The organism is Blautia sp. HCP3S3_G3, assembly GCF_052063365.1.
Lineage (GTDB): Bacteria > Bacillota > Clostridia > Lachnospirales > Lachnospiraceae > Blautia_A.
This window is the reverse complement of record NZ_JBQHXR010000001.1, coordinates 593,074-609,369: the sequence shown is the minus strand read 5'-3', so window position 1 is coordinate 609,369 and position 16,296 is coordinate 593,074. Positions and strand designations below refer to the sequence as shown.

Genomic DNA, 16,296 nt, shown 5'->3' with positions numbered 1-16,296 from the left:
CCTTTCCGGTAAGCAGATCACTCCTGCATAGACAGAACTTTTCGGTTCTGCATAATATAAGTCAGCAGAGAGATCACAGTGAGTGCCAGAGACAGCCAGATCAAAATCGTCTCGATCACATCAAAAATACCGCCAAAATTCAGTATCAGCAAAATAATCATCAGCATCTGTGAAACGGTTTTGAATTTTCCCCAGTAATTCGCTGCGATCACAACGCCATTCTCAGCAGCGATCAAACGGAATCCGCTGATAATAAATTCTCTTGCAATAATGATAATCACGATCCATGCAGGCAGCTTATCCAGCTCGATCAGACAGATCAGTGCAGAACATACCAGAAGTTTATCTGCCAGCGGATCCATGAATTTTCCGAAATTGGTTACCAGATTGTTCTTTCTTGCCAGATATCCGTCAAACCAGTCCGTAACGCTTGCCGCAATAAAAATTCCGACTGAAATATAGCGGTTTGCTTCCCCGCCCCATTCTGTCAGCATAAAAACAACAAGAAACGGAACCATGATCATTCTTGCTACTGTTAATTTATTCGGTGTATTCATCGGCCAATTCTCCTATCAAATCGTATTCCAGAGCTCCTGTCACACGCACTCTGGCAAAATCTCCTGTCATGAGCAGTTCTCCAGTCTGGATAAAGATATATCCGTCCACTTTCGGAGCATCCCCGTAGGTACGGGCAATGTATGCACTCTCTCCTGACACCTTTCCCTCGATCATAACCGTCATTTCCTGGCCAATACGGGTATTTCCCCTGTCCAGAGAAATTTCCTGCTGAAGTTCCATCAGTTCGTCCCGCCGTTCTTCCTTCACCTCTTCCGGTATCTGATCCGGCATCGCTGCTGCGGGAGTGTCTTCTTCCGGAGAATAGGTAAATACACCAAGCCGGTCAAATTCCATTTCATCTACAAACTCCATCAGCTCCTGGTGATCTTCCTCCGTTTCTCCCGGGAAGCCTGTGATCAGAGTTGTACGGAGGATCATGTCCGGAATCTCTCTGCGGAGTTTCGTGACAATTTCCCTGAGCTCCGCCTGTGTGGTTCTTCGTCCCATTCGCTTCAGTATCCTGTCACTGGCATGCTGTATGGGCAGATCCAGATAATGACAGATTTTCTTCTCTTCCTTTATCACCCGGATCAGTTCCTCATCGATTTCCTCCGGATAGCAATACAGCACACGGATCCAGCGGATACCTTTTATTTTGCAGAGTTCTCTTAAAAGACGGGGCAGAGATTTTTCTCCATAAAGATCTTTTCCGTAAACTGTAGTTTCCTGTGCTACCAGGATCAGTTCTTTGACTCCCTGCTGTGCCATATCTTCCGCCTGTGCCAGAAGCCGTTCCATCGGAACACTGCGGTATCTTCCGCGAAGACTGGGAATGATACAGTACGTACAGTGTTTGTCACAGCCTTCTGCAATCTTCAGATACCCGTAATGCCCGCCGGTGGTAAGTACACGGTGTGTTTCTGTGTTCGGCAGATAATTGATATCCTTGAATTCCTGAAATCTTCTTCCGGCATCCGCTTCTTCAATTGCTTTGAGAATATCTTCATAAGATGTAGTTCCGAGTACAGCATCCACCTCCGGAAGTTCATCCAGGATTTCCTGCTTATATCTCTGCGCCATACATCCGGTGACAATCAGAATGCGGCATTTTCCTGATTTGCGGTATTCTGCCATCTCCAGAATGGTTTCTACGCTTTCTTCTTTTGCATCATTAATAAAACAGCAGGTATTGATGATAATTGCCTCTGCCTGTTCTTCTTCATCTACGATTTCGTGCCCGTTCTTAGTAAGAAGACCGAGCATTTCTTCGGAATCCGACAGATTTTTGTCGCATCCCAGGGAAACAAAAAATATTTTCATAATTTCTCCTAATGCGCATAAAGGCTGCTTCAAGCAGCCTTTGTATTTTTATGCTTCTTCAGTTGTTTCTGTCTCTTCTGTTACAGTCTCTGCTGTTTCTGCTGCTGTTTCTTCTGCTGCAGTTTCCTCTGCAGTCACCTCAGGAGCAGTTTCCTGTGCAGTCTCTTCTTCCGGTGCTTTTGGAATAATTTTAACCTTGCCCTTGTAGAATTCGTCAATGGCTACAGAAAGCGGTTTTTTACCTGCTGCTCCCTCTACCATCGGTTCTGCTCCGCCAATAATCTGACGTGCGCGCTTGCTGGTAGCAAGTACCAGAGAATAACGGCTGTTCAGCATAATGGTGTTATCGTCTTCCTCACTGTTGTTATTGATTGCCTGAATCAATTCTGAATAAGATGGATGTATCATGTATATGGTTCTCCTTTCCTGGGCTGTACGCCTCTGTAAACTTTCTGTCATTTATTTGGAAAGAGTCTTTTATCATCAGCACTCAGATGATAAAGGCTCTGGATTCCTCTTTGATCTGCCTGATAAAATCAGTATTTCTGTTCATCCGGAAATGTTCGCTCTGGATAATCTCATGCATTCTCTCTACACATTCCTCCAGATCATCATTCACCAGAACATAATCATAAGCGTCCATTCCTTCTGCTTCTTCTGCAGCTCTGCTCATCCTGGAAGCTATTACGTCCGCTTCTTCCGTCCCTCTTCCTTCCAGACGTCTTTTCAGTTCCTCCACGGTAGGAGGAGTCACGAACACAAGAAGTGTTTCCGGATTTCTTTCTTTTACTTTCATGGCACCCTGAATCTCAATCTCAAGGATTACATCCTTGCCTTCTGCCAGTTTCTGTTCTACATAGGAACGGGGTGTTCCGTAATAATTATCCACATATCTGGCATATTCAATCAGCGCATCCTCCCGGATCAGCTGTTCGAACTCTTCTTTTGTGCGGAAAAAATACTCTCTTCCGTCTTCCTCGCCGGGACGCGGTAATCTGGTGGTAACAGAAACAGAAAGCGCATAATTATCATAGCGTTTCAGAAGTTCCTTCATCACTGTACCTTTTCCCGCACCGGAAAAACCGGATACTACTACCAGGATTCCCTTATTATTCATGTCCTTCTCCCCTGTCTTCAAAATCATATGCTTCGCCAAAACGTCTGGCTATGGTCTCCGGCTGAAGAGCGGAAAGTATCAGATGGTCATCTGACATCACGATCACAGCCTTTGTCTTCCGTCCCTGCGTCGCATCCACAAGGGAATTGCTTCCCTTGACACTCTGCACCATTCGTTTTACAGGTGCGGCATCAGGACTTACCACGGCCACAATTTTGTCTGAATTGACAACGTTGCCGAATCCAATATTAATCAGCCTTGCCATAACGCTTCTCTCCCGTCATTCAATATTCTGGATCTGCTCACGGATTTTTTCAATTTCTGTTTTCAGATCAATTGCAATATTGGATATTGTCAGATCATTGGATTTGGATAAGATCGTATTGGCTTCCCGGTTCATTTCCTGTGCAAGGAAATCCAGCTTCCTGCCGACACTCTCGCCTTCGCTGAGGATCTTCTCCATATTTCTGATATGGCTGCGGAGACGTACCGTCTCTTCATCATTGCAGATTTTGTCCGAGTAGATGACCACTTCCGCTGCGATCCGACTGTCATCGATCTGTGTCTCCTCCAGAAGTTCATGCACCTTTGCCTCAAGCTTCTCCCGGTATGCCTGTACCACTTCCGGTGAACGTTCCTCCACAAGACTTACCTTTTCGTCCAGTCCATGAAGTTTTCCTATCAGATCAGCCTTTAAATTCTCACCTTCACGGCTTCTTGTCTCCACAAATCTGGTACACGCCTCTCTGAGAGCTTCCTCCAGGAAAGACCACAGCTGTTCTTCATCCACAGACTGTTCTTCCATAGTCAGAACTTCCGGACATCTGGAAAGCGTCGACACTCTGACATCATTCTCCAGACCGAACTGCTCCTCCATTTCCCGGAAATAATGAAGATATTCCCCTGCAAGCTCACGATTATACTTCAGTGATACACGGTTCAGAGTGTAATCTTCACAGGTGATAAATACATCCACCTTTCCCCTCTGCATGTATTCTTTCATCAGGCTGCGGATATTACCTTCCAGAAAACTGAGTTTCTTCGGCATTTTGATATTCAGATCAAGATACCGGTGATTGACAGATTTTAACTCGACGGTAATTCTCCGTTCCTCTGTTACTACTTCGGCTCGTCCGAAGCCTGTCATACTTTTTATCATATGTTTTCCCACTTTGCAAATAGATTTTCAATTACTGCACTCTGGAAATCTTCCTCGCAGTAATCTTTTTACAGTTACCGCTCACTCCGTTCACAGTAACTCTTTACATACAGATTCATTATAGTTCATTCTAAAACCCTAGTCAAATCCTTTTTTTATATGTTATAATATTCACCGAAATAATTTTAAGGAGATTTTAATCATGGCATTTGATGGAATTACCATTGCTGCAATGGTTCAGGAATTAAACAGATATTTAAACGGGGGACGTTTTAACAAGATCGCCCAGCCGGAAGCGGACGAGCTTCTCATCACAGGCAAAGGCCCATTGGGACAGTGCAGGCTCCTCATGTCCGCCAGCGCCTCTCTTCCGCTGATCTACTTTACACAGAAAAACAAAGTCAGCCCGCTTACCGCCCCCAATTTCTGTATGCTTCTGCGCAAGCATATCGGAAGTGCCCGGATCTCGCGCATCAGCCAGCCCGGCCTGGAACGTGTTGTGGAATTTGAGCTGGAACACCTCAATGAACTTGGCGATCCGTGCAAAAAAGTCCTGATCATGGAGCTGATGGGCAAACACAGCAACATCATTTTCTGCGACGACAAACGTATGATCCTGGACAGCATCAAACATGTTTCTTCCCACATGAGTTCTGTAAGAGAAGTCCTCCCCGGCAGAGAATACTTTATTCCCCAGACTCAGGAGAAGCTGGATCCTCTCACCGTTTCGGAAGAAGCTTTTCTGGAAACCGTATGCAAAAAGCCCTGCAACATTTCCAAAGCGCTTTATTCTTCTCTGACCGGCCTGAGTCCTGTCATTGCGGAAGAAATCTGTTTCCGAGCCTCCATTGACGGAAGCGAGGCAGCGCTTTCTCTTGACGAGACTGCCGGAATTCATCTGTACCACACATTCCAGAGGCTTATGGAACAGATTGTAAAAGGAGAATTTACCCCGAATATCATCTACCGGGGAGACGAACCTGTCGAATATTCTGTACTGCCTCTTACTCAGTATGGTTCTGAATATCATTCCAGAACTTTCGACAGCGTTTCCTCTATGCTGGAAACTTATTATGCATCCAAAAATACCATCACCCGTATCCGGCAGAAATCTTCTGACCTGCGCCGGATCGTTCAGACTGCACTGGAACGCAACCGCAAGAAACTGATTCTCCAGGAAAAACAGATGAAAGACACTGCCAAAAAAGACAAATACAAGATTTACGGAGAACTGATCAACACTTACGGTTACGGTCTGGAAGAAGGATGCAAATCCTTTCAGGCGCTGAATTATTATACAAACGAAGAAATCACCATTCCTCTCGACCCCACGCTTACTCCTGCCGAAAATTCCAAAAAGTATTTTGAACGATACGGCAAACTGAAGCGTACAGAAGAAGCGCTTACGGAACAGATTGCAGACACGCAGAGTGAGATCGAACATCTGGAATCCATTTCCAACGCACTGGATATCGCGGTTGCAGAAAGTGATCTTTCCCAGATCAAAGAAGAGCTCACAGAATACGGCTATATCAAAAAGCATTATTCCGGAAAAAAAGGACAGAAAATGCAGGCGAAATCCAAACCGTTCCATTATATTTCCAGTGATGGCTTCGATATTTATGTAGGAAAGAATAATTATCAGAACGATGAACTTACCTTTAAGTTTGCAACAGGAAACGACTGGTGGTTCCATGCAAAAAAAATGGCCGGTTCTCATGTAGTGGTAAAAACCCGTGACGGGGAACTGCCTGACAGGACATTCGAGGAGGCAGGAAGACTTGCCGCTTATTATTCCAAAGGCCGAACCGCCCCAAAGGTAGAAATCGATTATATACAGAAGAAACATGTAAAGAAACCCGGTGGAGCCAAACCCGGATTTGTGGTATATTATACCAACTATTCTCTGATGGCTTCACCGGATATTGAAGGTCTGAAAGAATCAGACTGAGAAAGGAGTATATTTTATGAGTATTCTAAATGTCGAACATCTGACCCATGGTTTTGGGGACAGAGCGATTTTTAATGATGTTTCTTTCCGTCTTCTGAAAGGCGAACATATCGGACTTGTCGGTGCAAACGGCGAGGGAAAATCCACGTTTTTGAATATTGTCACAGGCAAACTGATGCCTGATGAAGGCAAAATCGAATGGGCCAAAAATGTGCGCGTAGGCTATCTTGACCAGCACACGGTGCTGAAAGAAGGAATGACCATCCGCGATGTGCTGAAATCCGCTTTTTCCTATCTCTTTGAACTGGAAGAAAAGATGAATCAGATCTGCGATTCCCTTGGTTCCGCTTCTGAGGAAGAAATGATGGATATGATGGACGAGCTTGGAACCATCCAGGATACCCTTACCATGCATGATTTCTATGTCATTGATGCCAAAGTGGAGGAAGTTGCAAGAGCCCTTGGACTTCTGGATATCGGGCTTGAAAGAGATGTGACAGACCTAAGCGGCGGTCAGCGTACTAAAGTACTGCTCGGCAAGCTTCTTCTGGAAAAGCCGGACATTCTTCTTCTGGACGAGCCGACCAACTATCTGGATGAAGAACATATCGCATGGCTGAAACGTTACCTGATTGATTACGAAAATGCCTTCGTGCTGATTTCCCATGACATTCCGTTTCTGAATGAAGTGATCAATCTGGTGTATCATATGGAAAATCAGGAGCTGAATCGGTATGTCGGTGATTATGATCATTTTCAGGAAGTATATGCAGTAAAAAAATCACAGCTGGAGGCTGCTTACCGACGTCAGCAGCAGGAAATCAGCGAACTGAAAGATTTTGTTGCCCGGAATAAAGCCAGGGTTTCCACAAGAAATATGGCCATGTCCCGCCAGAAAAAGCTGGATAAAATGGATGTGATTGAACTCGCTGCCGAAAGGCCAAAGCCGGAATTTCATTTCAAACAGGGACGCACCCCAGGAAAATATATCTTTGAGACAAAAGATCTGGTCATTGGGTACAACGAACCTCTGTCCAAACCTCTCTCCCTCTCCATGGAGCGCGGACACAAAATTGCTCTGGTAGGTGCCAATGGTATCGGAAAAACCACGCTTCTTAAAAGCATTCTCGGACTGATTCCTTCCCTGAAGGGTTCCTGTGAGCTTGGTGATAATCTTCAGATCGGATACTTTGAACAGGAAGTAAAAGGGGACAATAAAACCACATGCATCGATGAAATCTGGGCAGAATTTCCTTCCTACACCCAGTACGAAGTACGGTCCGCGCTTGCCAAATGCGGTCTTACCACCAAGCATATCGAAAGTCAGGTGCGCGTGCTGAGCGGCGGCGAACAGGCCAAGGTTCGTCTTTGCAAACTCGTCAATAAAGAAACCAATGTTCTTCTTCTGGATGAGCCTACAAACCATCTGGATGTAGACGCAAAAGACGCGCTGAAAGAAGCACTGAAGGAATATCGCGGAAGTATCCTGCTGATCTGCCATGAACCGGAGTTTTATCAGGATATTGTTTCCGATGTGTGGGACTGCAGCAAATGGACCACAAAGGTTCTGTAAATAAAACTGCTGACACTTTTTTGATAAGGGCTCTTCGCTATCGGGGAAAAGCATCTCAATAAAAGTGTCAGCTGTCTTCCATTCAAATTCTATATAAATTCACTTCACAGTGCTGCGATTGTCTGAAGAGTTCCCCCTATCACCCGCATAGTTACAGCGTGTCTCACGGATTGCCTGCAAAATCACGGTACGCGCTTCTTTTGCTTTCGCAACATCCATATTCTCCACAGATTCCAGCGGATACTCCATACCAAGTTTTTCATATTTCACTTTTCCCATGGTATGATAGGGAAGAATTTCCAGCCCTTTCAGATTGCGGTACTTTCCGATCAGATGTCCAAGACGGATCAGGTGATCTTTTCCATCTGTAATTCCAGGAACGACTACATGGCGTACAATCATAGGGATTCCGGCTTTTTCCAATGCATCGGCAAACTCCAGAATATGCTTCTGACTCTGCCCCGTCAGTTTTTTGTGCTCCTCTTCTGTACTGTGCTTAAAATCCAGAAGCACCAGATCCACACAGGAAAACAGTGCCTGAAACTCTTTGTCTCTGCTTTTCCTGTAAACAATTCCGGAAGTATCCAGACAGGTATGAATCCCCTCTTCTTTTGCTTTCCGGAAAAGTTCCGTAAGAAACGAAAGCTGCAAAAGCGGTTCACCTCCGGTAGCCGTAATTCCGCCAGTCCTGTAAAAAGCCTGATTTCTGCGATATTCTTCCAACAGCTCTTCTGCTGTCGTTTCCATACCGCCGTCCGGCATCCAGGTATCCGGATTATGACAGTACAGACATCTCATCGGACACCCCTGAAAAAATACCACAAAACGAACTCCGGGACCGTCAACGGTCCCGAAGCTCTCTGTGGAATGTATTCTGCCTTTTAAACACTTTTGTTCCGTATGCATCTCTTACATTCCTTCCCTTTTATCCATTACAGTTCCATCTGGTTATCCTTTGCATTTCTTCTGACTTTCTTACATTCCTTCGTGGAAAGTTCTGGAGATAACCTCATCCTGCTGCTCTTTTGTTAATTTGTTAAAATTCACCGCATAACCGGATACACGTACTGTCAGCTGCGGATATTTCTCCGGATGAGCCTGTGCATCCAGAAGAGTATCTTTGGTAAATACATTCACATTCAGGTGATGACCGCCTTTTTCTGCATATCCGTCAAGTAAATTTACAAGGTTGTCAATCTGTGCGTCACTGATATTCATAATATGTTTTCTCCTTTCTTTTCTGCCCTCGAAGCTTTCATTTCTGTACCATTTTTATCGTTCCAATATCTTATCGAAATCTGATTGATTTTTATATTCATCTATTTTTGTATCTTTTCTTTTTTACATTGCTCCGTATCGATACGTTCAGTCTTTCTTCCGGTATTCTTTACTCTGCATCTCTCTCATCCGGCATATTCGGTTCGCAGCATGCGCAGTCCGGATCCAGTTCAAAGGTGATATCATCGAAGAAAATGGCATCATCTTTGCCAAGGGCTCCCGGAATAATGGAGAATGTATTGGAAATACCATCCTGCGCATCCTTAAACGGCAGCTTGGAAACGGAACTGAGAGATGCAACGGCTCCATGGCTGTCTCTGTGATGCATTGGATTTGCACCAGGTGCAAACGGCTGTCCTGCTTTTCTTCCATCCGGTGTGGAACCGGTATTTTTTCCATATACCACATTGGAGGTAATCGTCAGAATAGAAGTAGTCGGAATACCGCCTCTGTAGGTATGATTTCCCTTTATATAATGCATAAACTCATGGACAACATCGTATGCGATCTCATCTACGCGGTCATCATCATTTCCATATTTTGGAAAATCACCTTCTACCACATAATCTACGACAATCCCATTCTCATCACGAATGGTTTTTACTTTTGCATACTTAATCGCAGACAGAGAATCTGTCACTACAGAAAGCCCTGCAATACCGGTCGCAAACCAGCGGGTTACTTTTTTGTCATGAAGAGCCATCTGGATTCTTTCGTAACAGTATTTATCATGCATGTAATGAATAATATTCAGAGTATTTACATAAACACTTGCCAGCCACTTCATCATATCATGGAATTTTTCCATCACTTCCTCATAATCCAGATATTCGGATGTAATCGGACGATATTTGGGGCCAACCTGTTTCTTGCTCACTTCATCTACACCGCCATTGATCGCATAAAGCAGACATTTTGCAAGGTTCGCGCGCGCACCGAAGAACTGCATTTCCTTACCCACACGCATGGAAGATACACAGCAGGCAATCGCATAATCGTCGCCATGAGTCACGCGCATCAGGTCATCATTCTCATACTGAATAGAAGAAGACATGATGGAAGTCTTTGCACAGAAACGTTTGAAGTTCTGCGGCAGTCTGGTAGACCAGAGAACTGTCAGGTTCGGTTCCGGAGCAGTTCCAAGATTTTCCAGAGTATGAAGATAGCGATAGGACATTTTTGTTACCATAGAACGTCCGTCAATTCCCATACCTCCAATGGACTCTGTTACCCATGTCGGATCACCGGAGAACAATGCATTGTATTCCGGAGTTCTTGCAAATTTCACAAGACGAAGCTTCATAATAAAATGATCAACAAACTCCTGGATTTCCTCTTCTGTAAACGTTCCGTTTTTCAGGTCACGTTCTGCATAGATATCAATAAAAGTAGACGTACGGCCCAGAGACATAGCTGCTCCGTTCTGCTCCTTAATCGCTGCAAGATAACCAAAATACAGCCACTGAATTGCTTCCTGCACATTTGCTGCCGGTCTGCTGATATCATATCCGTAAATCCGGCCAAGTTCTTTCAGCTCTTTTAACGCTTTGATCTGTTCAGAAAGCTCCTCACGTTCTCTTGTAACATCAGAGTACATGATAATTCTTGTGGTATCTTTCTGTTTCTGTTTATCTTCAATCAGTCTGTCAACACCGTAAAGTGCCACACGTCTGTAATCACCGATAATACGTCCGCGTCCGTAAGCATCCGGAAGTCCGGTTATAATATGACTGGAACGGCATGCACGCATTTCCGGAGTATACGCATCAAACACACCGTCATTATGTGTTTTTCTGTGCCTGGTAAAGAATTCTACGACCTGCGGATCCACATGATATCCATTATCCTCGCAGGCTTTGATTGCCATACGGATTCCACCGTAAGGCTGCAGAGAACGTTTAAATGGTTTATCTGTCTGAAATCCGACAATTTTCTCTTTATCTTTATTCAAGTATCCCGGTCCATGGGAGGTAATGGTAGAAATAATTTTGGTATCCATATCAAGAACGCCGCCTTTTGCACGCTCTTCTTCGGAAAGCTTCATAACCTGTGCCCATAACTCTTTTGTTGCTTCCGTCGGTCCTGCCAAAAAGGACTCGTCTCCCTCGTAAGGTGTGTAGTTTTTCTGAATGAAATCGCGTACGTTGATTTCCTTCTCCCATACGCCCTCTTTAAAAGAAGTCCATTCCTGTCTCATTTGGTTCCTCCTTGCTGTTCACTGTTTTCATTGACAGCACCAATATATAGTATTGTTAAATTTTAGTCAAGCAATATATTGTACTTATTTTGATACATACCTACTATTATTGTATTAAAATAAGTACTTGAATTTTTTTATCCGAAAGAATCCAGCTTTGCAGGACTCTTTGTTATAGTTGCCATACCGTTTCTTTTTATACCGTAAGAGAAAAATTCCTTTTCAGCAAATATACTATTCAGATTTGAAATCTTTCCAGAACGTGTTTAAAACGTTCTCTAAAATTGTAAAATGTACGCCAAAATGAAAACAGAGGAACAGCGGAACAGACATATTCCGGGCAACAGAAAAAGCCCCCGTACGGGAGCTTTTCCTGAATGAACATCATCCATGTTCTGAATCTTTAAAATCTTTACTCTTCATTGCTTTCCAGCTTGCTTGCTCTTGCCTCGATTTCCTTGGCCTGAATATCATTCGGAGCCTGTTCGTAACGAGCGAACGTGTAGGAGAAATCTCCGCTTCCGCCTGTCATGGAACGAAGGTCTGTGGAATATCCATAAATTTCAAGCATTGGAACATCTGCTTCAATAATGGTATTGCCCTCATGATCAGGATTCATACCAAGCACACGTCCGCGGCGTTTATTCAGGTCACCCATAACATCACCGGTAAATTTATCCGGAACTGTTACCTTCATGGAAACGATTGGCTCCAGAAGTACCGGAGAAGCATCCATAAATCCCTTCTTGAAAGCAAGGATGGTTGCCATCTTAAATGCCATTTCAGAGGAGTCTACCGGATGATAGGATCCATCATACAGAGTAGCCTTCACACCAACTACCGGATATGCAGCCAGAGGTCCTTTCTGAACACATTCCTGGAGACCCTTCTCAACTGCCGGGAAGTAGTTCTTCGGAACAGCACCGCCGACAACTACCTGTTCAAATTCGTATGGAGTCTCCAGATCACCGGACGGAGCAAAACGCATTTTAACATGTCCGTACTGACCATGTCCACCGGACTGTTTCTTATGTTTGCCTTCCACATCAGAATTCTTACGGATCGTCTCACGGAACGGAACCTTCGGTTTGGAAAGTTCGATTTCTACTTTGTAGCGCTCTTTCAGTTTATTTACAACGATATCCAGATGCTGGTCACCCATACCATAAAGGAGTGACTGACGGTTCGCGGAATCATTTACAACCTTCAGAGTCTTATCTTCATTCATCATTCTGGAAAGAGCCTGCGAAATCTTGTCTTCATCGCCCTTCTTCACAGCTTTATATCTCTTATAGGTATATGGTGTGGAAATCAGAGTCTTCGGATACAGAATCGGATTTGTCTTGGTTGCAAGGCTGTCACCGGTCTGTACGCTGTTCAGTTTTGCAATGGCACCGATATCACCTGCATGAAGCTCCGGAACTTCAATTGGTTTGGAACCTTCCAGAACATACAGCTTGTTCAGACGTTCTTCTTCTCCTTTTTCAACATTTAACAGAGTATCATCCGACTTGATAACACCGGAGCAAACTTTGATAAGAGAATATTTGCCAAGGAACGGATCTACGATGGTTTTCCATACATAAGCAGATTTTGCTTTTGCAAAGTCGTAATTTGCTTCATAAATTTCATTGGTCTTCTGGGAAATACCGTTGCATGCACGTTTATCCGGGCTCGGGAAATAGCCGCAGATATCATCCAGAAGGTTGGATACACCGCGAAGGTTCACCGGTGAACCCATGCATACAGGAACGATGCTTGCTTCCTGAACATTGGTAGCAAGTGCAGCGGAAACCTCTGTTACGGAGAATTCATCGCCTTCAAAATAACGGTCCATAAATTCTTCACTGGTCTCAGCTACGGATTCCATCAGGATTTCATGATATTTCTCAAGATACTCATTCAGGTATTCCGGAATATCACATTCTTCCTTCTTACCCTTGTCAATATATTTACGCCCGGCCTGTTTCACAACGTTAACATAGCCCACGAATTTGCCGTCTTCACGAATCGGGAAATGAAGAGGAGCAATCTTCTTGCCGTAAAGCTCTGTCAGTTCTTCCACAACTTTACGATAGCTGACATCGTCCACATCCATATCCGTAACAAAAATCATACGCGGAAGTTTATATTTCTCACAAAGATTCCATGCCTTCTGGGTTCCAACCTGAACACCAGCCTTACCGGAAACAACGATGATCGCTGCATCAGCAGCACCTACAGCTTCTTCTACTTCACCAACAAAATCAAAATATCCAGGAGTGTCAAGAACATTAATCTTTACCTTGTTCCATGGTACCGGAATCAGCGTAGTGGAGATAGAAAACTGTCTCTTAATTTCTTCTTTGTCAAAATCGCTGACTGTATTTCCATCCTCTACTCTGCCGAGGCGGTTTGTCATTCCTGCTAAATAAGCCATCGCCTCTGCCAATGTTGTCTTGCCGGCTCCGCCATGACCTAATAGGACTACATTTCTAATTCGGTCAGTTCTAAAAACGTCCATATGTAATACCTCCCTGTTTGTCTAATATGTCCATATTCTACTAAAAATCTCTTCAACTTTCAAGTATTTTATGAAATTTTAACAAGGTTTTTTCTGTTTTTTCTTCAAATGCATCGTTATTTTCACCGACAATTGACTTTTTTCCCCTAATCTCTTACAATAAGCTGAAGATTTTACTATAATATAGTATTATTGCGGCAGATTATCACTGCCGATTGCGAGAACTTGTTACTGGAAAGGAAGCTTACTACCCATGAAAACCATTGCTTTTATCGGTCTTGGACTGATCGGCGGTTCCATTGCCAAAGCGATCCGGAAATATCATCCGGACTATCATCTTCTGGCTTATGCCAGACATAAAGAAACACTGGCAGCAGCACTGAACAGCAATACCATTGACGCTGTCTGTGAAGCACAGGACGAACGTTATGGTTCCTGTGATTATATTTTTCTGTGCGCACCTGTGGAATACAATCTGAAATACCTGGAATATCTCAAAGAGGTCATCTCCGACCACTGTATCATCACCGATGTAGGCAGTGTCAAGGGAATCATTCATAAGCGTGTCAAAGAACTCGGAATGGAAAAATGCTTCATCGGCGGACATCCCATGGCCGGTTCGGAACGTTCCGGTTTCGCTCATTCCAGTGACCGTCTGATTGAAAATGCTTATTATATCATCACTCCGGGAGGTGAGGTAGAGCTGGAGCAGCTCACAGATTTCACAGAGCTGGTTTCCTCCATTGGTGCCATTCCCATGGTACTCACCGCTCAGGAACATGACTATATCACTGCCGGTGTCAGTCATCTTCCTCATATCATTGCCTCCGCACTTGTAAATCTGGTCAATGCTCTGGACAATGATCAGGAATACATGAAAACGATTGCTGCAGGAGGTTTCCGGGATATCACAAGAATTGCCTCCTCCTCTCCTGTCATGTGGCAGCAGATCTGTCTGGAAAATCATGAAAACATTTCCAGTGTTCTAGATGAATATATCCGTATGCTGATTCAGATCCGCTGTACCATTGATAATCAGGAAGCGGACCATCTTTATCAGATGTTTGCCAGCTCCCGGGATTACAGGGATTCTATCGATGCAACGTCCAGCGGTCCCATCAGCAAGCTTCATGTCCTGTATCTGGACATCGCTGACGAAGCCGGCGGAATTGCCACCATTGCCACCATTCTCGCCATGGATAATATCAGTATCAAAAATATCGGTATCATACACAACCGGGAATTTGAGCAGGGTGTGCTGAAAATCGAATTTTATGAAGAAGACGCCATGAAACGCGCCATTTCTCTCCTGAAAAAAAGAAATTACATTGTATACGAACGGTAGGTATCAGTTATGGAAATCAAAAAACAGACTTCTCTCCGCGGCGAAATTGCTGTACCCGGAGATAAATCCATTTCCCACAGAGCTGTCATGTTCGGTTCTCTGGCAGAAGGCACGACAAAAATCACACATTTTCTCAATGGGGCAGACTGTCTGTCTACCATTTCCTGTTTCCGGAAAATGGGAATTAACATTGAACAACATGCTTCGGAAATTCTGGTGCACGGCAAAGGACTTCACGGCCTCTGTGCTCCGGACAGCATTCTCGATGTAGGCAACAGCGGCACGACCACCCGCCTGATCTCAGGCATTCTTGCAGGGCAGGATTTTGTTTCTGAACTGAATGGCGATGCTTCCATCCAGAGCCGTCCCATGAAGCGCATTATGACACCGCTTCTCTCTATGGGGGCGGATATCACCAGCATCCGCGGCAATGGCTGTGCACCTCTCCGCATCAGCGGACGTCCTCTTCATGCCGTACATTACAACTCTCCGGTAGCTTCCGCACAGGTCAAATCCTGTGTACTGCTGGCAGGTATGTATGCGGATGGCATTACAAGTGTTACGGAACCGGTACTTTCCAGAAATCATACAGAAATTATGCTGAACTATTTCGGGGCACAGGTAACCTCTCAGGGTACCACTGCTTCCATCCATCCGGATCCTGCTCTGGAAGCAAGGGAAATCAGAGTACCTGGAGATATTTCCTCTGCAGCTTATTTTATAGCCGCCGGACTTCTCACGCCGAACAGTGAGATACTGATCAGAAACGTTGGAATCAATCCTACCAGAGATGGGATTCTTCGTGTCTGCAAAGAGATGGGAGCAGATATCACTCTCCTGAACGTCTCTCAGGACGGAGAACCGACAGCTGACCTTCTCGTTCGCACAAGCAGCCTTCATGGAACTACAGTCGGCGGCGAGATCATCCCTGCACTGATTGATGAGATTCCCATGATTGCTGTTATGGCCGCATTTGCAGAAGGAACCACCGTCATCAAAGATGCACAGGAACTGAAGGTCAAAGAATCCAACCGCATCGAGGTTATGGTGGATAATCTGAAACGCATGGGTGCGGATATCGAAGCAACCGATGACGGCATGATCATCCGGGGAGGAGTTCCCCTCCACGGTGCTGTGATTGATTCTCATCTGGATCACCGAATCGCCATGTCTTTCGCTGTTGCAGGCACCATCTGCGACGGACCGGTGGAAATCGAAGGGGCCGAATGCGTCAATATCTCTTATCCGGAATTTTATCAGGATCTGTACGGGCTGGCGCGTGTTTGAAGATTCCG

Annotated in this window: 14 protein-coding genes; 4 read left to right on the top strand and 10 right to left on the bottom strand. The window is 44.7% G+C overall.

Annotated elements, in window-relative coordinates; all coding sequences use genetic code 11:
- Positions 1–17: 17 nt before the first annotated feature.
- The 6 genes from pgsA to ACTNEW_RS02715 form a co-directional block, all read right to left on the bottom strand.
- Positions 18–557 carry a CDP-diacylglycerol--glycerol-3-phosphate 3-phosphatidyltransferase gene (gene pgsA, locus ACTNEW_RS02740; protein WP_441057561.1) on the bottom strand — a complete coding sequence of 180 codons (540 nt, stop codon included), beginning with the start codon at positions 555–557 and terminating at the stop codon, positions 18–20.
- Positions 541–1,878 carry a 30S ribosomal protein S12 methylthiotransferase RimO gene (gene rimO, locus ACTNEW_RS02735; RefSeq protein WP_441057559.1) on the bottom strand — a complete coding sequence of 446 codons (1,338 nt, stop codon included), beginning with the start codon at positions 1,876–1,878 and terminating at the stop codon, positions 541–543. Before rimO ends, pgsA begins: the two co-directional genes overlap by 17 nt.
- Positions 1,879–1,926: 48 nt before the next feature.
- Positions 1,927–2,286: a DNA-directed RNA polymerase subunit omega gene (rpoZ, locus tag ACTNEW_RS02730; protein WP_441057556.1), complete on the bottom strand. Its 360-nt coding sequence runs from the start codon at positions 2,284–2,286 to the stop codon at positions 1,927–1,929.
- Positions 2,287–2,368: 82 nt separating this feature from the next.
- Positions 2,369–2,995, bottom strand: a complete 627-nt coding sequence (gmk, locus tag ACTNEW_RS02725) for a guanylate kinase (protein WP_441057553.1) — start codon at positions 2,993–2,995, stop codon at positions 2,369–2,371.
- Entirely contained in the window at positions 2,988–3,260 is a 273-nt protein-coding gene (locus ACTNEW_RS02720; RefSeq protein ID WP_441057550.1) for a DUF370 domain-containing protein, read from the bottom strand. The genes gmk and ACTNEW_RS02720 overlap by 8 nt, the downstream gene beginning before the upstream one ends.
- 15 nt (positions 3,261–3,275) lie before the next feature.
- On the bottom strand, positions 3,276–4,154 hold the full coding sequence (locus tag ACTNEW_RS02715; protein ID WP_441057547.1) for a YicC/YloC family endoribonuclease: 879 nt from the start codon (positions 4,152–4,154) through the stop codon (positions 3,276–3,278).
- Positions 4,155–4,356: 202 nt separating this feature from the next.
- Between ACTNEW_RS02715 and ACTNEW_RS02710 the strand changes: the two genes are divergently transcribed.
- Positions 4,357–6,105, top strand: a complete 1,749-nt coding sequence (locus tag ACTNEW_RS02710) for an Rqc2 family fibronectin-binding protein (protein ID WP_441057544.1) — start codon at positions 4,357–4,359, stop codon at positions 6,103–6,105.
- 16 nt (positions 6,106–6,121) lie between these two features.
- Positions 6,122–7,678, top strand: coding sequence for an ABC-F family ATP-binding cassette domain-containing protein (locus tag ACTNEW_RS02705; protein WP_441057541.1), 1,557 nt, complete (start codon positions 6,122–6,124; stop codon positions 7,676–7,678).
- Between the two features lie 99 nt (positions 7,679–7,777).
- Here ACTNEW_RS02705 and pflA read toward each other — a convergent pair whose 3' ends face one another.
- The 4 genes from pflA to ACTNEW_RS02685 all read right to left on the bottom strand — a co-directional run bounded on the left by pflA (position 7,778) and on the right by ACTNEW_RS02685 (position 13,656).
- Positions 7,778–8,584 carry a pyruvate formate-lyase-activating protein gene (pflA, locus tag ACTNEW_RS02700; protein ID WP_441057538.1) on the bottom strand — a complete coding sequence of 269 codons (807 nt, stop codon included), beginning with the start codon at positions 8,582–8,584 and terminating at the stop codon, positions 7,778–7,780.
- A gap of 69 nt (positions 8,585–8,653) precedes the next feature.
- Entirely contained in the window at positions 8,654–8,896 is a 243-nt protein-coding gene (gene grcA3 / locus ACTNEW_RS02695; RefSeq protein ID WP_044948060.1) for an autonomous glycyl radical cofactor GrcA3, read from the bottom strand.
- 169 nt (positions 8,897–9,065) lie between these two features.
- The gene (gene pflB / locus ACTNEW_RS02690) at positions 9,066–11,153 is read right to left on the bottom strand and encodes a formate C-acetyltransferase (RefSeq protein WP_441057535.1); all 2,088 of its coding nucleotides are present in this window, start codon (positions 11,151–11,153) and stop codon (positions 9,066–9,068) included.
- A gap of 412 nt (positions 11,154–11,565) precedes the next feature.
- The gene (locus ACTNEW_RS02685; RefSeq protein ID WP_441057532.1) at positions 11,566–13,656 is read right to left on the bottom strand and encodes an elongation factor G; all 2,091 of its coding nucleotides are present in this window, start codon (positions 13,654–13,656) and stop codon (positions 11,566–11,568) included.
- 253 nt (positions 13,657–13,909) lie between these two features.
- On the opposite strand from ACTNEW_RS02685, the gene ACTNEW_RS02680 reads away from it, so the two are divergent.
- Both ACTNEW_RS02680 and aroA read left to right on the top strand, forming a co-directional pair.
- Entirely contained in the window at positions 13,910–15,001 is a 1,092-nt protein-coding gene (locus ACTNEW_RS02680) for a prephenate dehydrogenase (RefSeq protein WP_441057529.1), read from the top strand.
- A gap of 9 nt (positions 15,002–15,010) precedes the next feature.
- Positions 15,011–16,288 carry a 3-phosphoshikimate 1-carboxyvinyltransferase gene (aroA, locus tag ACTNEW_RS02675; RefSeq protein WP_441057526.1) on the top strand — a complete coding sequence of 426 codons (1,278 nt, stop codon included), beginning with the start codon at positions 15,011–15,013 and terminating at the stop codon, positions 16,286–16,288.
- The last annotated feature ends 8 nt before the right edge of the window (positions 16,289–16,296 follow it).